We start from the raw sequence: 18,964 nt of genomic DNA, 5'->3' as shown, positions 1-18,964 counted from the left end.
GGATGCGCCCGCCAGCGCATCCGGAAACCCTTCCCCTTCAACCGATACGCAACTCAGGAGAGGCTGCGTGGCTGCGCTCGCACGCGCCGTCCGCGCCCTATGGAACGCATGATGGACAGGAAAGACAACTCCAAGGCGGCAGCGCCAGTCTTCACCAGGACCCGGACCGTCCTGGCCGCCGTGATCGCGGTCGCCGCGGTGGCGGGCGTCTGGTCCATGCGGCATGGCGGCAACAAAGCCGTCGCCGCGCCGCAGCCGGAAACCAGCGACAAACTCTTCCGCCCCACCGAGCGGCAATGGAAAGCCCTGGCGGTACAACCGGTCCAGATGAAAGTGTTCGATACCCAGGTGACGACCGAAGGCAAGATCGCCATCGATGAGAACCGGGCCACGCGCATCTTCGCGCCGTTCAGCGGGCGGGTCACGAAACTGCTGGCGGGCTCCGGCGACCGCGTCACGCGCGGGCAGCAGTTGTTTGTCGTGGAAGCGGCGGACTCCATCGACGCGCAAAAGGATTTCGTCTCGGTCCTCGGCGACATCAACAAAGCGAAAACCCAGGTCGAGCTGACCTCCGTGGTGGAACAGCGGCTGGCCTCGCTCTACCAGGACGAGGCGGTCCCGAAAAAGGACTGGGACGAGGCCCGTGCCGCCCTGACCGCCGCCCAGACGGATCTTCACTCCTCCGAGATCGCCCTGCAGGCGGTGCGCAACCGCTTGCTGCTGCTGGGCAAGACCGATGCCGAGATCGCCCGCTTCCGGGAGACAGGCAAGATCTCTCCCGACGCGCCCGTCTACTCGCCCATCGCGGGCATCGTCCTGCAGCGCAACGTCGGCCCTGGCCAGTACCTGGACGCGGGGGCCGCCGATGGCACGCCCGCGCTGCTCGTCGGCGACGTATCCCGCGTCTGGCTGGCCGGCTACGTGAGAGAGGCGGAAGCGGCCCTCGTCAAGGTCGGGCAGAACGTGGATTTCAGCATCCTGACCTTGCCCGGCCAAAGGTTCCAGGCCAAGGTCGACTATGTCGGATCCTCGCTGGACCCCGAGAGCAGGCGTCTCTTGGTGCGCGCCTCGGTGGACAACGCCACGGGCGTGCTCAAGCCGGAGATGTTCGCGAACGTGCGGATCGTCATCGACCGGACGGCCCCGAGCCCCGCTATCCCGAAGCAGGCCGTCATCCACGAAGGCAGCATGGAAAGGGTCTGGATCGCCCATGACGACGGCGCGGTCGAGTTGCGCCCGGTCAGGACCGGAGTGGTGAATGGCGACCTGGTGCAAATCGTCGACGGTCTCGCGGAAGGCGACAAGGTCGTCAGCGGCGGCAGCCTCTTCATCGACCGGGCAGCGACGCTGCGTACCGCGAGCAAGTAAGCCATGATGCAATCTCTCATCCAGTCCGTCCTGAGACTCAGGACGCTCGTCATCGCCATGTTCGTGGTCCTGCTGGGACTGGGACTGGTCACGTTCGCCCAGCTCAACATCGAGGCCTATCCGGATCCGGTCCCGCCCTCGGTCCAGGTGATTACGCAGAACCCCGGCCAGTCGGCCGAGGACATCGAACGCTACATCACGATCCCCGTCGAAACCGGGCTGACCACCGCCCAGCACCTGAACGCCATCCGCTCGATCTCGCTGTTCGGGCTGTCTGACGTGCGCCTGCAGTTCACCTACGACCTGACCTATGACGAGGCGCTGCAAAAGGTATTGAACCTGCTCAGCCAGTTGCCGCCCCTGCAGAACGGCGCGCAACCGGAGATCTCGCCCTGGAGTCCGATCGGCGAGGTCTATCGCTACCAACTGGTCGGCCCGCCGGGCTACAGCGTCCTGGATCTGCGCACCCTGCAGGACTGGGTACTGGCCCGTCGTTTCCGCGCCGTTCCCGGTGTTCTCGACGTATCCAGCTGGGGCGGCAAGACCAAGACCTTCGAGGTCCAGGTCGATACCGGCAAGCTCTCGTCCTACGGACTGAGCATCGCGGAGCTGGTCGACAAGCTCGAAAGCAGCAACGTCAACGTGGGAGGCCAGACCGTCAACATCGGCATGCAGTCGGCCGTGGTCCGGGGCGTGGGCCTCATCCAGGATGTCGACGACATCCGCAACACGCTGCTGGCCCAGGTCAATGGCAATCCGGTACGCGTGGGCGATGTCGGCAAGGTGATCGTCAGCAACCTGCCGCGCCTGGGTATCGCCGGCCGCGACGACAACGACGACATCGTCCAGGGCACCGTGCTGATGCGCCGTGGCGAGCAGAGCACGCCCGTGATCGAACGCGTCAAGGCGGAGGTCGAACGCATCAACCACTCGGACCTGCTGCCCCCCGGCGTACGCATCGAACGCATCTACGACCGCAGCGATCTCATCGCCATCACGACCAAGACCGTGCTGCACAACATCCTGTTCGGCGTGGCCCTGGTCTTTCTCGTGCAGTGGCTGTTCCTGGGCGACCTGCGCAGCGCGATCGTCGTGGCATCCGCGATTCCGTTCGCCTTCTGCTTCGCGATATCGATCATGGTGCTGCGAGGAGAATCGGCCAACCTGCTCTCGATAGGCGCGATCGACTTCGGATTGATCATCGATGCCACGGTCATCATGGTCGAGAACATATTCCGGCACCTGGCCAACGACAACGACCGAACGGGCGAGGGCAGGGCAGGATACGCACCGGCGGATTTCGACAACAAGCTGGCGGCCATCTACCGTGCCGCCACGGAGGTGAGCAAGCCCATCCTCTTCTCGGCCATCATCATCCTGGCCGGATTCCTGCCGCTGTTCACCCTGAGCGGCGTCGAAGGCCACATCTTCGGCCCCATGGCCAAGACCTATGCCTACGCCCTGGCTGGCGGCCTGATCGCGACCTTCACCGTCGCGCCGGCGCTCAGTTCGCGGCTGCTGTCCGACAAGGTCTCGCACCGGGATACCTGGGTCGTGCGCAAACTGCGCGCCGTCTACCTGCCCGTCCTGAACAAGGCCATGACGCACAAGCCGGTGACCATCATCGTCGCGCTCGCGCTGGTCGCCGCGTCCGTGCTGGCGGGCCGGGGACTGGGCCTGGAGTTCCTGCCCGCGCTGGAAGAGGGCAACATGTGGGTGCGCGCCACCATGCCTGCCTCGATCTCGCTGGAGGCGGGGAACGACACGGTGAACCGCATGCGGCAGACGATCAAGTCCGTGCCCGAGGTGCTGACGGTCGTGTCACAGCAAGGCCGGACCGACGATGGCACGGATTCCAACGGATTCTTCAACGCCGAGTTCAACGTCCCGCTGGCCCCGCGTTCGCAATGGCGCAAGGGACTGGACAAGCCTGGCCTGATCCGCGAACTGAACGAGAAACTGCAGTCTGAATATCCCGGCGTGGAATTCAATTTCTCGCAGTATCTGCAGGACAACGTCGCCGAATCGATCTCGGGCGTGAAAGGGGAGAACACCGTCAAACTCTACGGTTATGACCTGGACACGTTGCAGCGGACGGCGAACAGGATCAAGGACGTCATGGACACCGTACCGGGCATCACCGACCTGAGCGCCTACACCTTGCTCGGACAGCCGACCCTCAATATCCGCGTCGACCGGGCCGCCGCAGGGCGCTACGGCCTGGACACCGGCGCGGTCAACGCCGCCGTGCAGGCAGCGGTGGGGGGCACCGAGGCCGGCAACCTGTACGAACCCGGCAGCGATCGCTATTTCCCGATCCGGGTGCGCCTGGCGCCGGAATACCGGCACGACATCGAGACGATCAAACGCCTGACCGTGGGGGTGCGCAACGACGAAAGCGGCAAGATGGTCCAGGTGCCCCTGACAGAGATCGCCACCATCGAGCTGGTGTCGGGCCCCGCATACATCTATCGGGAAGGCCAGCAACGCTACATCCCCATCAAGTTCAGCGTGCGCGACCGCGACCTGGGCAGCGCCATCAAGGATGCCCAGGCCCGTATCGCCGAACTGGACCTGCCTCCCGGCTATCACATCGAATGGGCGGGCCAGTTCGGGAATCTGCAGGAAGCCATCGATCGCCTCAAGGTCATCGTACCCATCACGCTGGTGCTGATCGCCTTGCTGCTGTACACGACCTTCGCTTCCCTGACCGATACCGCGCTTGGACTGAGCGTGATTCCGATGGCCATGGTGGGCGGCATCTTCGCGCTTTTCGTGACCGGTACCCCGTTCAGCGTATCGGCCGCCATCGGATTCATCGCGCTGTTCGGCATCGCCGTGATGGAGGGGATCATCCTGCTGTCCTACTTCAACCAGTTGGCCAGGGAAGGAATGGAGCGGACGGCCGCGGTCATCGAGGCATGCTCGGTCCGGTTCCGGCCGGTCATGATGACCTGCCTCGCGGCTGCCGTGGGATTGCTGCCGGCCGCGTTCTCCACCGCGATCGGCGCCCAGGTCCAGCGGCCACTGGCGCTGGTGGTGGTCGGTGGGATATCGGTGGCGCCCTTGCTCGTATTGATCATCTTTCCAGTGCTGATCGCGCTGTTCTCGAGGCAAGGACGCAAACCGCCTTCCGGACCGCCGGCAACCGCTTCGGCATGATCCGGCGCGGGTAAATAAAAAAATGGGGGGCCTCGATGCCCATGAGAAAAGCAATCAAGACCTGGACACACGGGACGCTGGCGATCATCGCCTGCGTATCCGGCGTGGCCGGACACGTCGCGACGGCGGCGGAGACCGCCGTCATGATCGAGGCGGGCGACCAGGCGCTGCGGGAAGACATCCAGTGGCTGATCGACCGGCGGATCATCGACCTGACGACGTCTACCTGGCCGCTGCCCCTGGCCGCATTGGAAGATGCGCTGGCCCGACGCGCGCCGGTTCCGCTCAGCCAGGCCGACCAGGTCGCGCTGCGCAACGTCGAGCGCATCGTGGCGCAGCACGGCCAATCCAGCCATGGGCTGGTGGCCGGGCTCAATACCGACCGGTCGCCGGTGCTGGGCTTCGCCAGCCAGCCGCGCGGACAGGCCTCCGGCGGGGCGTACGTACAGACGGGCAGCGGCGCGATCGCCGGGAAGCTCCAGGTGAACGCGCTCGCCAGTCCGATTACATCCAGGCAGGCCTCGGGCAACCTCGAGGGCAGCTACGTCGCCGCGTCGTTCCTGGGGCAGGTCGCCTATGCCGGCGCCCTGAACCACTGGTGGGGCCCCGGCATGGACGGCAGCGTCAACTGGGGCAATGCCGCGACGCCCATTCCCGGCATCGGCCTGCAGCGGGCGCAACAACGCGCCTTCTCGTCCCCGTGGCTGTCATGGGTCGGTCCATGGGGCTACAACGTCTTTGCCGGGCAATTGCAGCACGACACGGCCGTACCGGGTACCCGCATCTTCAACATGCGCGTGTTCGTGCGGCCGCTGCCGGGGCTGGAGCTGGGCGCGTCGCGTTTCATCGAATGGGGGGGAGCAGGGCGCCCATCGGGGATCGGCACTTTCTGGAAAGCGATTACCGGCAACTCCAACGAGATCAAGCCTGACCCAAGCAACGAGCTGTCGGGCTTCGATGCCCGCTATTCGATGCTCGTATTCGGCAATCCATTCGTGGTGTACGGCCAGCTCGCCGGCGAAGACGAGGCAGGGCACCTGCCATCCAAGTACATCGCGCTGACCGGCGTGCAGTTCAAGCACCTGGTCGGCACGACCCGGCTGCAGTGGCACGCCGAGGCCGCCGATACCATGGTCAGGCGCCTGTTCGGACGCGCCGCCGGCAATCCCGGCGTGGCCTACGCCCACCATACCTACCGCAACGGCCTCTACCAGGATGGCCTGCCGCTGGGCTACCCCATTGGCGGCGATGGCCGCATGGTTACCGTGGGCCTGAGCGTGGTGCCGGACGATACCCGGCATTTCTCGCGCTACGGCGCGCGCCTCCTGCACGCCGACGTCAACCCGCTGAGCCAGGTGATCAACCAGGCGTTCCCCAACAAGAATCGATGGACCGGCGCCGAACTCACGGTGGATTGGAGCATCCGTCCCGTCACGCTGCGCGCGGGGCTGGTCTACCTGCGCAGCCACGACCCGGCCATCCATGACATCGCCAGCCTGATGTTGACCGCCAACATCCCGCTGTCCAAGCTCTAGCTCCGGTCACAGCCATGCGCTGCCTTATTCTCCTGCGGGACCCGGCGCTTGCCCGGTACCTGCGCAACGGCTTTCGGGAAATGGGCCATGTCGTGACCGTTCATGGTTTCGATCTCGACGGGATCCGGAGCGCGCTGGACGAGCCCTGGGAACTCCTGCTGATCGAACTCCTGAGCGATACCACGGCCGACAGCATCCAACTGGTGGCGATGTTGCGCCGAACCGGCCACGAGGGCCTGGTCGCGATGCTCGGCAGCGGCGCCGATACGGCCACGGTGGTCCGGGCGCTGCATGAGGGCGCCGACGAATACCTGCCCATCCCGATCGCGTTCTCGGAGCTGTATGCCCGCATCGAGTCGCGCGCCCGCCGGTTCGGCCGGCCGTCCAAGCCGGACCTCCTGCAGGTCGGCGACCTGCAGATCGACTTGATACGCCGCCAGGTCAGCCGGGCAGGCATCCGGATCCCCATGCAGCCCCGGATGCTGCGGCTCCTGCAAACGCTGGCGGAACAGGCCCGCCAGCCGGTCGCCCGCGAAGTCCTGCTCAAGGCGGTATGGGGGGACCAGTCCGTGAAGTACAACGCGGTCGATCTTCTGGTCAGCCGAATCCGGGCGCGCATCGAGACCGGATTCCCCGACCCGTTGCTGCATACCGTGCGGGGACGGGGCTATATGCTGTCGGAATGCCTGCCGGCCGTCGAACAGGAAGTGGATGAAGAATCAGACGGGCTCCGCGACGGTTCTCGGGCCTGAGTTTTTATACGCATAATGTATATTATGTAAAGTCACTCATGGATTCATGGCAAGGATCAGGAACTCGGAGCAAGAACCTGACTGCATCCAGATCGCGACCTGGCGGGTAGTACCTCCTGAGGCACCCACATGACGTGGCTGCCGCGACCAAGGAGATCTGCCATGCAATCCATCCGTAAGTCCGGCCTCGCAGCACTGAGTCTTGTCGCGCTGGGCGCATGCACCGCGATGGCGGCCGGCACCTATTCGCAGGCCGATCTGCCCCCGCCGATCCAGGTTCCCGCCGGCAACGCGGTTGCCTGGGAAACGGTGGGCACGGGCGATATCACCTATGAATGCAAGGCCAAGGAGAATATGAAGGACCAGACCGAATGGGTGTTTGCCGGTCCGAAGGCGGTGTTGAAGGATCGTCAAGGCAGGCAGGTCGGCACCTACTACGGACCGCCCGCCACCTGGGAGGCGAACGACGGCTCCAAGCTGACCGGCACCCAGGTCGCGGTGGCGCCCGCCGGCGCGGGCAACCTGCCCTATCAGCTCGTCAGGGCCAATCCTGTCGTCGGCAGCGGCGCGTTGACCGGCGTGACCCATATCCAGCGGGTCGCGCTCAAGGGAGGTGTGGCGCCGCAGGCGGCCTGCGCGGCCGGGCAGAAAACCACGGTTCCCTATCAGGCCGATTACATCTTCTGGAAGGCCGGTTGAACCGGACTTCCCGTTATCATGCGGCAAGCTGGCAGCGTGCCGGCTTTGCCGCGGGGAACCCATGCCGGATCTTCCAGACGTGACGTTCGACTACGAAGCGGCCCTGAGCGCCTGCGCGGCCGGGCGCCACGAGGCGCTCGAGCGCCTGTACCGCCAGGAAAGCCCCCGCCTGCTGGGCGTGGCCCGGCGCATCGTCGGTGACACCGCCCTGGCCGAGGACGTCGTGCACGACGCCTTCGTCAACATCTGGAAAGAGGCCCGTCGTTTCGATCCGCAACGCGGCTCGGCACGGGGCTGGATATACAGCATCACGCGCCATCTCGCCCTCAACTTCGTCCGGGACCATGCGCGCGTGGTGGTTCCTTCCGAAGCGGAAAGCGCTCGTCTCGAAACCGACGCCGCGATGACGCAGTGGCAGGATGCCCGGCGCGCTCCTGACTGGAGCGACCACGTAGCGCGCATGCAGCCCTGCCTGGACGCGTTGCCGGCCGACAGGCAGTCTTGCATCGTCTACGCCTACCTGGATGGGTTGACGCACGCCGAGATTGCCGAGCGCATGGAGACGCCCCTGGGCACGATCAAGGCCTGGATCAGCCGCAGCCTCAAGGCGCTCAAGGAGTGTCTGTCATGAGCCTGGATGACGACATCGACTCATTGGCTGCCGAGTATGTCCTGGGCACGCAGGATGCCGCTACCCGGCGCGCGGTGCGGGCCCGTCTGCCCCACGATGAGGATCTGGCCCGGGCCGTGGGCGAGTGGGAGGCAAGGCTGCTGCCGCTGGCGTCGCTGGCCCCGCCCCACTCCCCTTCGCCGGCACTCTGGCGCCGCATCGCTGGCTCGACCGGGCCGCGCCGCGCGCGGAACGAGTGGTGGGACAGCCTCGCCTTCTGGCGGGGGCTGTCGGCGGCGGGGTTCGCGGCGGCGGCCCTGATGGCTGTCTTGCTGTTCGCGTATCAGCCCAACCCGGCTCCGCAATACCTGGTGGTGCTCGTCGCCCCGCAGTCGCAGACCCCGGGGTGGCTGGTACAGGCCCATGCCCACGACCTGATCGAACTTGTGCCGTTGACGCCGGTTGACATCCCCACGGGCAGGGAACTGCAGTTCTGGACCAAGGCCGATAGCTGGAGCGCGCCGCTTTCGCTGGGCCTGGTCAAGCCGAACCAGAGCCTGCGGGTACCGTCGAGCAGCATGCCGCCGCTGGAGCCCAATCAGCTCTTCGAGCTGACGCTCGAACCGGTGGGCGGTTCGCCGACCGGTCGCCCGACCGGACCGATCCAGTTCATCGGACGTACCGTCAAACTGATGTGAATCGGATGGTATCCCTGGCGGCGAGACGGATGGACGTGGCGGTTTTTCGCCTGGACGAACCGCTGGACGAAGAGCCGCGGGGCGGCGCCCCGCCCTCCTCGTCCGCGGCCGTTCTGCTTCTTCTTATTGCAGCGCCTTCACCACCGCGTCGAAGAACGCCGTGTTGTTGACGACGGTCGTGCCCGTGGGCTTGGACTGCGCACCCCAGGTCACGATGACCACTTTTTCCTTTCTGTTGATGTAGATGTTCTGACCGAAGATGCCGGTCGCATAGAACGCCTTGTCGATCGCCGACTGGCCGTCGGTGTTCACCCACCACATGTAGCCATAGTAAGGCAAGGGATCGCCGCCGCTGAGCGACTTGCCGCTGCCGGCATCGGTCACCCAGTTGTTGGGCAGGATGGATTTGCCGTTAATGACGCCGTCGTTCATGAAAAACAGCCCGAATCGGCCCCAGTCACGAAGCGTGGCGCTCAGGCCGCTGCCGCCGATCTCGACGCCGTCGGGCGAGTCCAGCCACCAGTTGGCCTCGGCTTCCATGCCGAACTTGGACCAGATCTTCTCGGACAGGTAATGGGCCAGCGGCTTCTTGATCGCGCCGCGCAGCAGTTCGCCGGCGATCTGCGTTTCTCCCGTGCTGTAGTTGAAGGTTGATCCAGGGGCTGCCGCGCGCGGCAGCTTGCTCATCAGTTCCAGCGCCGAGCCCGGCTTCTGGCCGATCTGGGCTTCCAGCAGCGCCCGGCGGTCCGAGGCGGGGTTGGTATAGGTCTCGTCCCACTTTACCCCCGAGGACATCATCAGCACGTCGCGTACGGTGGCGCCGTCGTAGGCGCTGCCGGCCAGCTTGGGCACGTACTTGACCACCTGGTCGTTCAGGCTGCCGATCAGGCCATCCTGGATGGCGACACCGATCAGCGTCGAGGTGATGGACTTGGCGACAGACATCGACATCCAGCGGGTCTTCTCGGTATTGCCGTACTGGTAGCTTTCGTAGGCGATCTCCCCGTTCTTGAGCACCAGCAGGCCCGAGACGCGATTCAGCGCAAGATAGTCGTAGGTATCGTAGTTCTTGCCGCCCGCGGTGAACTTGATCACGGGCAGTTGCTTGGCCGCCTTGGGCAGCGGGCGCGGCGTGGCCGCGGGTGCAATGCTGCGGGTCGGGAACAGGCGGTCGATGTTGCGGAAGGTGTTCACCGCCAGATCGGGGGTCAGGGTGCCGTCGTACATCTGCCGTACCGTGCCTATCGGCTCCTTCGCATGCGGATAGGTATTGGCTGGCGGTTCGGGAGGCGCGGGCGGCGGATCATCGTCACTGCCGCAGCCGGCCAGGCCGATCAGGCCAGCCAGCGTCAGGCTGTAGACGAGGCCTCGACCTAGCGGCGGAATCCAGGAAGGACGGGATTGAAGCTGGGGTAAGGACACTGCGTGGGTTGTCACCTTTGTTCTCCTTGTGGTTGCGGGCGGAGGGACGGGACCCGAACGAGTCCTCTTGTTCCGCGCCCAGGCGCGGTTCCGCCGCAGGGGCGAACGTAAGCAATATGCGCGCCACTTTGCTGCAGGGCGCCGCCGCTTCCCTGCGGCCACGCCAATCTGTCGAATACATTGCAGAAACGCGGAATTGCCTTTTTCCCTGTGTCCGGAATCCCGGACCTCATGCGACACTGCTCTCCCTTCTTTCTGCGGAGCGATTCATGGAATGGTTGGCGGACCCTACCGCATGGGCCGGACTACTGACTCTTATCGTGCTCGAGATCGTCCTGGGCATCGACAACCTGGTTTTCATCGCCATCCTGGCCGACAAGCTGCCGCCCTCGCAGCGCGACCGCGCGCGGATCATCGGCCTGTCGCTGGCCCTGGTCATGCGCCTGGCGCTGCTGGCCGCCATTTCGTGGCTGGCGACGCTGACCACGCCCTTGTTCAGCGTCGCCGGCTTCTCGTTTTCGGGGCGCGACCTGATCCTGCTGGTCGGCGGCCTGTTCCTGTTGTTCAAGGCCACGCTGGAATTGCACGAAAGGCTGGAGGGCTCCGGCCACGATTCGGGCAACCGCAAGGTCGAGGCGGGGTTCTGGCTCGTCGTCACCCAGATCGTGCTGCTGGACGCGGTCTTCTCCCTGGACTCGGTCATCACCGCCGTGGGCATGGTCGACGAGCTGGCCATCATGATGATCGCGGTCATCGTGGCGATGGCCATCATGCTTCTTGCATCCAAGCCGCTCACGCGCTTCGTCAACGCCCATCCGACGGTCGTGGTGCTGTGCCTGAGCTTCCTGCTGATGATCGGGCTGAGCCTGGTGTCGGACGGCCTGGGATTCCACATCCCCAAGGGCTATCTCTACGCGGCCATCGGTTTTTCCATCCTGATCGAGGCCTTCAACCAGACCGCGCGGCGCAACGCCATCCGGCATGCGGCGCGCCGGCCGCTGCGCGCGCGCACCGCCGACGCGATCCTGGCCCTGCTGGGAGGGCGGCGCACCTCACCGGGATCCGACGAAGCCTCCCCCGCCGTTCCGCCGAGCGCCTTCGCCGAGGAAGAACGCCACATGGTCAGCGGCGTGCTGACGCTGGCGGACCGTTCGGTGCGGTCCATCATGACGCCGCGCTCGGAGATATCCTGGGTGGACCTGACGGCCGGCGCGGACGAGTTGCGCGCGCGCATCCTCGATACGCCCCACAGCTACCTTCCCGTCTGCCGGCGGCACTTCGATGACATTGCCGGCGTCGCCCGTGCCAAGGATCTCCTGGCCGATCTGCTCGAGACCGGAAGCATCGATGCCTCCCATCTGCGCGCCCCCATCTACGTGCACGAGTCGATCCCCATCCTGGACTTGATGGACGTACTGCGGGACTCGCGCGGCCAACTGGTCCTCGTGACCGATGAATATGGTGCCGTGCTGGGGCTGGTCACGCCAGTGGATGTGCTGGAGGCCATCGCCGGCGATTTTCCCGACGAGGACGAAGCGCCGTCCATACAACTGCTGGCGCCAGGACAATGGCGCATGAGCGGCTCCGCGGACCTGCGCCACGTGGAGCAGGCGCTGGACCTGTCGTCCGGGCTGGCCGGCACCGGCTACACCAGCCTGGCCGGATTCCTGTTGACCCGGTTCGCCGAGCTGCCGCCCGTGGGGGCCTGGCTGGATCATGAAGGCTACCGTTTCACCGTGAGTGAACTGGACGACAACCGCATTTCCATGGTGGAGGTGGCCAGGCTGGGCGACGCATGATGCCGGCCCGGGGCCGGGAGACGCCGCCCTAGCGCGCGGGGGCCTGGCCCGCGTGCGTAAGCTGGTGGGTGCGCGTGCCCATGTCCACGATCAGTACGTCTCCTGGCCGCAGTTCCACGAACTCGCGAGGACCTGCCGTCACGGTGCGCACTTTCAATTGTCCTTCCGCGAGCTCGACCCGCAGGCGCTCGGGTTCGGCCACGACGCGGAACAGGATGTCGGGGGTTTCGACCCGGCTGCCGTCGATGACCACTTCGTTCACGCCCCACTGGACCAAGAAGGCGGCGCGGTACTGCCAGCGCACGTGGAAGGATGCCTCGCCGCGCGCCAGGATCACCTGGCGCCTGCGTGAGTAGTACCCGACCGATAGCGACGTGTCCGGGCCGGCGTGGATGCGGGAACCGTCGGGCAACACCAGTTCCCGGGCCTCGCCTTGCGTGCGGAGTTGTTCGCCGAACTGGGGCGAGCTCTCGCGCATGACCCAGCTGACGGTCAAGGCGCCCACCAGCCCCAGCGCCAGGAGCAGGCAGGCCCAGCCCAACCGGCGTTTCCAGGGAGAAGTCTGTGTGGGCGAAGTGCGGGATGACGGCTGGGGCATGGGGACGCGGCAGGAAACGGGATGGGAGTTCGATCCGGGAGTGGACGATTATAAGGAGGCTGGCTGTGGCGCCGTCGCCAGGCTCCGGAACGCCGTTCCGGTAGCCGACGCGCCATCCCGGCGGCTGGCCAGCCACAGCTTCGAGGCGGCTTCGGGTTCGCGCAGCGCCCGGATCACCACGCCTGCCACGTCCAGCCGGCGCACCGAGGCCGGCAGAATGGACACCCCGAGCCGCGCGGCCACCAGCCCCGCGATGGTCACCACCTCCCGGGCTTCCTGGGCGACGCGAGGCGCGTAGCCGGCGGCCCGGCACAGACTCAGCACCTGGCTGTAGACGCCGGTGCCCGCGCCTGGGGCGAAGAAAACGAAGGGCTCCTGCGCCAGCGCGGCCACGCCGAGCGCGTCGCTGTCGTCGGCCAGCCGATGTTGGCGCGGCAATACCGCCACCAGCGGATCGGACAACAGCGGGTAGGCGTCGAGTTCCGGGGGAAAGGCCCCGCTGGCGGGCAGGCGCATGAACCCCACGTCGCTGCGCCCGTCCAGCATGGCCTGGATCTGCTCCTGGCTGGTCTCTTCGATCAATTGCACCGCCACGGCCGGATGGCGTTCGCGGAAACGCGACAACAGGTTGGGCAGCGCGCCGGTCAGGACCGCGCTTTCGGTGAATCCCACCCGCAGCGTGCCCAGTTCGCCGCGCGCGGCCCGCGCCGCGATGGACGCCGCCCGTTCGGCCTGGGCCAGCAGCGCGCGAGCCTCGGGCAGGAACAACTGGCCGGCCTCGGTCAGGGACACCTGGCGCTTGTTCCGATGGAGCAGTCGGGCACCCAGGTCCTGTTCCAGCGCCTGCAATTGCTGGCTCAGCGGAGGCTGGGACATGCCCAGCCGGGTCGCCGCCCTGCCGAAATGCAGTTCTTCGGCCAGCGCCACGAAGTACCTGACCCGGCGTAGATCGATCATAGGGATTGGATATTACTGGGCATGATTTCAGTATTGGACGATATCAGACAAAACGCCTAGAGTTAACCCCTAGATCGTCACTTGCTCGACTGCCATGTCTTCCGCCCCGCCCGTCGGCGCCTCACTGCCACCCCAGGACACCACCGCGTATCAGGCCGCCGCCGCGCCGGCCCTGCCGCCGGGCCACATCGAGCGCGGCACGCCGGCATTCTGGCGGGCGGTGATCGCGTTGTTCGCCTCCGGTTTCTCGACCTTCTCGCTGCTGTATTTCGTACAGCCCCTGCTGCCGCTGTTCGCCCACGATTTCGGCCTGTCGCCCGCGGCTAGCAGCCTGGCGCTGTCGCTCTCCACCGCCCTGCTCGCGGTTTCCATGCTCGTGGCCAGCGCCATGTCCGAGCGGCTGGGCCGGCGCGCACTCATGTTCGCCTCGCTGCTTGGCTCGGCGGCCCTGACCACCGCGATGGCCCTCTTTCCCCAGTGGCCGGCGCTGCTGACGCTCCGTGCCTTGATGGGCATCACCCTGAGCGGCCTGCCGGCCGTCGCCATGGCCTATGTGGGCGAGGAAATGGAACCCCGCGCGGCCGGACTCGCCATGGGCCTGTACATCGGCGGTTCCGCCATCGGCGGCATGTCCGGCCGCCTACTGGCCGGCGTCATCGCCGACGGCCACGGCTGGCGCGTCGCGGCCCTGGTCATCGGCCTGATCGGCTTCGCCGGCGCGGTGCTGTTCTGGAAGACCCTGCCGGCATCCCGGCATTTCAAGCCTCGCATGCTGGACGTGGCCGGGGCCCTGGGCAGCTTCCGTGCCCACCTGCGCAATCCTGTCATGCTGCGGCTGTTCGCCCAGGGCTTCCTCCTGATGGGCGGCTTCGTCGCCGTGTACAACTACATCGGCTTCCGGCTGCTCGCCCCGCCATTTTCGCTCAGCCATGCCGTGGTCGGCATGGTCTCGGTGGTCTACCTGGCAGGTATCGTCAGTTCCGCCTGGATGGGAGACCTGGCCGCCCGGCTTGGACACGGGCGCGTCATGGCCGCGGGAGTCCTGCTGCAACTGGCCGGCGTGCTGCTGACCTTGTCGGGCAACCTGTGGCTGCTCGTCCTCGGGATGGCCGTGCTGACCTTCGGCTTCTTCGGCGCGCACTCCATCTGCAGCTCCTGGGTGGCGCGCGCCGCCCGCCAAGGCCGCGCCCAGGCATCTTCGCTGTACCTGTTCGGTTATTACTGCGGTTCCAGCCTGATCGGACTGGGCGGCGGCTATGCGCTGGACCGGGCGGGCTGGGGCGGTTTTGTCGGGCTGGTGGCCGTCCTGCTGGCGCTCGCGGCGGCCAATGCCATCCTGCTGGCCCGGCGCGCGGCGGCGGTCTAGGGCCCGTTCAGTTCTGGTTACCAACTCTCCCGCAGGCACCCTTTCCTTTTCCCCTTTTTCGTACCAGACTATCCATGAGTTGCCACCGTCGCCCACGCGTGCGGCGGACTTGAGCCAGATCAAGGTTCACGCATCGCGTTGCGGCTAGGATGGAGTCATCCACTCACGGCTGGAGGCGCATATGCTGGGACGTATCGCAGTTCATCTCGATCTGGACCGGGGCTGCAGGCGGCGCGTACGCGCCGCGGCGCAACTGGCCGCCGAACACGATGCCGCGCTGGTCGGCATCCATGCCAGTTTCGGCCGCCCCCTCCCCTATCACTACGAAGGTTTCTTCGTTTCCGACGACGTCAATCGCATGCTGCGCCAGCGGGTGGCGGACGACCGCGCCGCCACCGAAGCCCTGCTGCACGAGGTCGCGGGCGAAACCGGCGTGACGGCGCACTGGCGCACGGGAGACGGCCTGGCCGAGGACATCCTGTGCGAGCAGGCCCGCTATTGCGACCTCCTGATCATGAACCAGCCCAACGACGCCGATCCCGGCCCGCTGCAGATGCCGGCCCTGCTGGCCGCCGTGATGCTGGGCGCGGGCCGCCCGGTCATGATGCTGCCGTCGGTAGGCGAGTTGAACGCCATCGGCCGTCGCGTGCTTTTCTGCTGGGATGAACGGCGCGAATCGGCCCGCGCGCTGGCCGATGCCGGCCCCATCCTGGAAGAGGCCTCCGAGCTGTTCGCGCTGCGGGTCGACCCGCCGTCCGAATCCAGCGAGGCGGCCCAGGCCAAACGGGCCGATTTCCTGGCCTACTGCGCCGGGCGCCAATACCCGATCCCCCAGGAAACCGTGCGCGAGAGCGCGGGAGTGGGGATAGGCAATTGCATCCTGAATGCGGCCACGGACAACGCCTGCGACCTGATCGTGATGGGCGCCTACGGCCACAGCCGGGTGCGGGAGGCGGTCCTTGGCGGCACGACACGGACCCTGCTGGAGTCGATGACCGTGCCGGTCCTGTTTTCCCATTGACCCAGGGGCCCGTGGACGGCCCGGGGATCGGCAAGGAGCCGCACCATGAAGCAGAATCCACGATGGGCGGCGCCCCTGGCGCTTGCGCTGGCGGCCGCCTGGCCGCTTGCCGGCCAGGCGATGGACAAGGGCGAACAGAACGGCATCGCCTACGTGACGGGCGGCGTGGGCCAGGATGAGTCGACCGCCATCCGTGGCATGGCCAAGGACTACAGCCTGCGCCTGCTGGCGGCGGCCAGGAGCGGCGAATACGTGGCCGACGTGCGCGTGTCCATCCGCGACAGCGGCGGCAAGGACCTCCTGTCCGTGACCACCCAGGGCCCCTACCTGCTGGCCCGGCTCGCGCCCGGCAACTACCGGATCGACGCCGAATACGGATCGGCCAGGCAAAGCCGCCAGGTCCGCGTTCCCACCTCGGGACGGACCGACGTTTCCTTCTATTTCTGACCGGACCGGTCACTCACCATTCCAGGAGCATTCCATGTACCAGCGCATACTCGTTCCCGTCGACGGCAGCCCCACCTCCAACCGCGGGCTGGACGAGGCCCTGCGCATCGCGGCCCTGACCAAGGGGCAACTGCGTCTGATGCACGTGATCGACGAGTTGTCGCTGGCCGGGTCCATGGGCGCCTACGCCGCCTATGCCGACTGGATCACCGTCCTGCGCGCCAACGGCGCCGAACTGATCCAGCAGGCGCAGGCCAAGGCGAAGGCCGCGGGTATCGCGGCCGATACCGTGTTGCACGACAATTTCGCCGGCCCGGTGCACGAACTGGTGATCCAGGAAGCGCGCAAATGGCCGGCGGACCTGATCGTGATCGGCACGCACGGCCGGCGCGGCCTGCCCCGCATGGTGCTGGGCAGCAGCGCCGAGAAGATCCTGCGCGGGGCGCCGGTGCCCGTGCTGCTGGTCCGGCTGCCCGAGGCCGACGACGACGCCGGCCCGGGCACCCCGGACGTCACCCCTTGAGCTTGATGCTCGTGGGGTCGGCGGTCAGGTAGCCCACCGCGGCGCCGAAACGGTCCTTGTAGTTGGTACGGATCAGCGGGTCCAGCGCGTCCTTGACCTTGTCGTGCAGCGAACTCCAGTCACCGGCGTGCTGGAAGTTGCTCATGATGTAGGTCCAGCCGTTGATCTCGTCCACCGCGTGCAGTCCGGTCGACTCGCCGCCCGCCGGCACCGACAACAGCCGCGACAGCGACTTGGTGTCGACGTTGTAGGCCCACAGGAAGTTGTTGACGTGCGAGCCGCTGTCCTCGCCGATGAACAGCGTGCGCAGCTTTTCCGAGAACTTCAGGTTGTCGGGGTTGGCGACCAGCTCCGGATTGGCCTTGTTGCCCAGCGCGTCAGCGGCGATGTCCTCGCCCACCAGCAGCATCCGGGTGTGCACCGGCATCCATTCGCTGTTGATGGCCGCGCCGGCCTGGTCCTTCTGGCCGCCGGCCAGGTTGTGGGCCAGCACGCCGCCGGCGATCAGCGCCTTGTCCAGCGCGATGCCGCTCTGCTCGTTCCAGCCCTTGGCGTTGCCCTTGACCATGGAGTCCTGGATGTTCTGCAGGGCCGAGTACGCGACCTTGTCCTTGATGTTGACCGTGGTGCCTTCCATCTTGGTGAAGCCCATGCTGCCGCCCGCCAGGTAGGCGTAGCGATGGGTCTCCAGGAAGGCCGCGGCCTTCTCCATGCCGGGCTTGATCTTGATCCAGTTGGCCGCGCCGTTCGAGAAGATCTTCGTGTAGGTCGCATCCGAGGGATCGGCCTTGAGCACCGTCATGATGTCCTCGGGATCGAGCGTGTTGGCCATCTGCTCGATTTCCGCGCTGGTGGCGTGGCCCAGCTTGATCCAGGTCAGGTTGGCGCCGGCTGCGGCCGGATCGGCCGAAAAGCCGGCACCGAGCTTGGCGACGTACAGCGTGCCCGCCGACAGGTCCTTTTCCTTGTCCGCCACGAACACGAACAGGCCGCTGTTGGTGGCGTCGTCGCCCATCAGCACCGTGCGGTTGTCCGGCATCACCTGGATCAGCTCGTGAGAAATCCGGCCCATGCAATAGTGCTTCTTGATCGAACCCGTGCCGTCGGGATTCACGGTCACTTCGGGAATGTGGCCGTAGTGATAAGGACGGGCCTTCGTCTCGTCGCCGTACACGTTCTTGCTGAAGGCCTTGAACTGGGCGTTGGTCGACACGAACGGCGCGTCCGGCTCGTATTCTTCGCTGGACAGATGGGTATTCCAGGGCGACAGGCTGGCGCCACAGGTGATCCACAGGCCGTGGGCCGACGAGGTGTCGACGTTGTGGTATTTGACCAGGCTGAGCTTGCCGGTGGCCTGGTCCTGGTCCAGGGTCAGGACGGCGATGGGCGACGGCAGCGTGCCGTAGGTGTCGGCGCCGCTCTGGTCGCGCGTCGTGTATTCGAACTGCACCACGGCGAACACGGCCTTGCCCTTGATGCCCGCCACGTTGGCGCTGGGCAGCGCGAGCAGCGAAGTGCCGTCCGGCGAGTCAGAGAAAATCTGGCGTTCCTTGCCCGCCACGGACTTGTCGATGATGGGCTTGTTGTTGATGTCGACATAGCCGCCGGCCAGGACCTTCCCGCCCTTGCCGTCCGCGACCATGTCGCCGGTGATGAAGAACGGCTGGTAGGCCAGTTTGTAGGCGTGCGAGCTGCCGTCGTTCAGTTTCACGGTCAGCGTGGAATTCACGGTGGTCGTCGCCATCGCGGCGGGGTTGGACAGCGACGGCGCGGGCGTGGACGTGAACGAGGCCGACACGAAATCCGCGGGGGGCTTGGGCGTGGAGGTAATGGGATCGTCATCCCCGCCACAGGCGGCCAGCAGGGAGGCGGTGACCGTCCCCAGAGGCAGCATGGCGGGCGCGCCGGCCAGGAACTTCAGCGCCTGGCGGCGCGAGTTGTTGCGTAACGTATCGGACATTGTTCTGGTTTCCAAGGAGGGGGTGTTGCGACGTCGAATCGACGGCA

Annotated in this window: 16 protein-coding genes; 12 read left to right on the top strand and 4 right to left on the bottom strand. The window is 66.3% G+C overall.

Going from position 1 to position 18,964, the window contains the following annotated elements; all coding sequences use genetic code 11:
- The first annotated feature begins 108 nt into the window (after positions 1-108).
- From AC1Q6E_RS03465 to AC1Q6E_RS03435, 7 genes are all read left to right on the top strand, one after another.
- Complete coding sequence (locus AC1Q6E_RS03465) at positions 109-1,368, top strand: efflux RND transporter periplasmic adaptor subunit (RefSeq protein WP_492572211.1); 1,260 nt, start codon at positions 109-111, stop codon at positions 1,366-1,368.
- A gap of 3 nt (positions 1,369-1,371) precedes the next feature.
- Entirely contained in the window at positions 1,372-4,530 is a 3,159-nt protein-coding gene (locus tag AC1Q6E_RS03460) for an efflux RND transporter permease subunit (RefSeq protein ID WP_152795514.1), read from the top strand.
- 41 nt (positions 4,531-4,571) lie between these two features.
- Entirely contained in the window at positions 4,572-6,065 is a 1,494-nt protein-coding gene (locus AC1Q6E_RS03455) for a capsule assembly Wzi family protein (protein ID WP_492572210.1), read from the top strand.
- Positions 6,066-6,079: 14 nt separating this feature from the next.
- The gene (locus AC1Q6E_RS03450; protein WP_296559988.1) at positions 6,080-6,817 is read left to right on the top strand and encodes a response regulator transcription factor; all 738 of its coding nucleotides are present in this window, start codon (positions 6,080-6,082) and stop codon (positions 6,815-6,817) included.
- 162 nt (positions 6,818-6,979) lie between these two features.
- Positions 6,980-7,516, top strand: coding sequence for a DUF3455 domain-containing protein (locus AC1Q6E_RS03445; RefSeq protein WP_296560019.1), 537 nt, complete (start codon positions 6,980-6,982; stop codon positions 7,514-7,516).
- Positions 7,517-7,577: 61 nt separating this feature from the next.
- Positions 7,578-8,147, top strand: coding sequence for a sigma-70 family RNA polymerase sigma factor (locus AC1Q6E_RS03440; protein WP_492572209.1), 570 nt, complete (start codon positions 7,578-7,580; stop codon positions 8,145-8,147).
- Positions 8,144-8,824, top strand: a complete 681-nt coding sequence (locus AC1Q6E_RS03435; RefSeq protein WP_152797720.1) for an anti-sigma factor — start codon at positions 8,144-8,146, stop codon at positions 8,822-8,824. The genes AC1Q6E_RS03440 and AC1Q6E_RS03435 overlap by 4 nt, the downstream gene beginning before the upstream one ends.
- A gap of 123 nt (positions 8,825-8,947) precedes the next feature.
- Here the strand turns inward: AC1Q6E_RS03435 and AC1Q6E_RS03430 are convergent, their stop codons facing one another.
- Positions 8,948-10,261 (bottom strand): serine hydrolase domain-containing protein, encoded by a 1,314-nt coding sequence (locus tag AC1Q6E_RS03430; RefSeq protein ID WP_296560023.1) that lies wholly within the window; start codon positions 10,259-10,261, stop codon positions 8,948-8,950.
- Positions 10,262-10,515: 254 nt separating this feature from the next.
- Here AC1Q6E_RS03430 and AC1Q6E_RS03425 point away from each other — a divergent pair, with 254 nt between their 5' ends.
- Complete coding sequence (locus AC1Q6E_RS03425; RefSeq protein ID WP_492572208.1) at positions 10,516-12,045, top strand: TerC family protein; 1,530 nt, start codon at positions 10,516-10,518, stop codon at positions 12,043-12,045.
- A 28-nt stretch (positions 12,046-12,073) separates the two neighbouring features.
- Here AC1Q6E_RS03425 and AC1Q6E_RS03420 read toward each other — a convergent pair whose 3' ends face one another.
- Together AC1Q6E_RS03420 and AC1Q6E_RS03415 are read right to left on the bottom strand one after the other, a co-directional pair.
- Complete coding sequence (locus tag AC1Q6E_RS03420; RefSeq protein ID WP_492572207.1) at positions 12,074-12,586, bottom strand: FecR domain-containing protein; 513 nt, start codon at positions 12,584-12,586, stop codon at positions 12,074-12,076.
- Between the two features lie 105 nt (positions 12,587-12,691).
- Positions 12,692-13,600, bottom strand: a complete 909-nt coding sequence (locus AC1Q6E_RS03415; RefSeq protein WP_492572206.1) for a LysR family transcriptional regulator — start codon at positions 13,598-13,600, stop codon at positions 12,692-12,694.
- 94 nt (positions 13,601-13,694) lie between these two features.
- Between AC1Q6E_RS03415 and AC1Q6E_RS03410 the strand changes: the two genes are divergently transcribed.
- From AC1Q6E_RS03410 to AC1Q6E_RS03395, 4 genes are all read left to right on the top strand, one after another.
- On the top strand, positions 13,695-14,966 hold the full coding sequence (locus tag AC1Q6E_RS03410; RefSeq protein WP_296560029.1) for an MFS transporter: 1,272 nt from the start codon (positions 13,695-13,697) through the stop codon (positions 14,964-14,966).
- A gap of 181 nt (positions 14,967-15,147) precedes the next feature.
- On the top strand, positions 15,148-15,987 hold the full coding sequence (locus AC1Q6E_RS03405) for a universal stress protein (RefSeq protein ID WP_152795496.1): 840 nt from the start codon (positions 15,148-15,150) through the stop codon (positions 15,985-15,987).
- 45 nt (positions 15,988-16,032) lie between these two features.
- Complete coding sequence (locus tag AC1Q6E_RS03400) at positions 16,033-16,434, top strand: carboxypeptidase-like regulatory domain-containing protein (RefSeq protein WP_296560030.1); 402 nt, start codon at positions 16,033-16,035, stop codon at positions 16,432-16,434.
- Positions 16,435-16,468: 34 nt separating this feature from the next.
- Entirely contained in the window at positions 16,469-16,957 is a 489-nt protein-coding gene (locus tag AC1Q6E_RS03395; RefSeq protein WP_152795492.1) for a universal stress protein, read from the top strand.
- Here AC1Q6E_RS03395 and AC1Q6E_RS03390 read toward each other — a convergent pair.
- Positions 16,947-18,917: a PhoX family protein gene (locus tag AC1Q6E_RS03390; RefSeq protein WP_296560031.1), complete on the bottom strand. Its 1,971-nt coding sequence runs from the start codon at positions 18,915-18,917 to the stop codon at positions 16,947-16,949. The two genes, AC1Q6E_RS03395 and AC1Q6E_RS03390, sit on opposite strands and share 11 nt — an antisense overlap.
- Positions 18,918-18,964: the final 47 nt, after the last annotated feature.

It is taken from the genome of Pigmentiphaga sp. MLSB6-MA01 (genome assembly GCF_058793475.1).
Note: the sequence above shows the minus strand (reverse complement) of the source record. Positions and strands in the feature narration are given on the sequence as shown.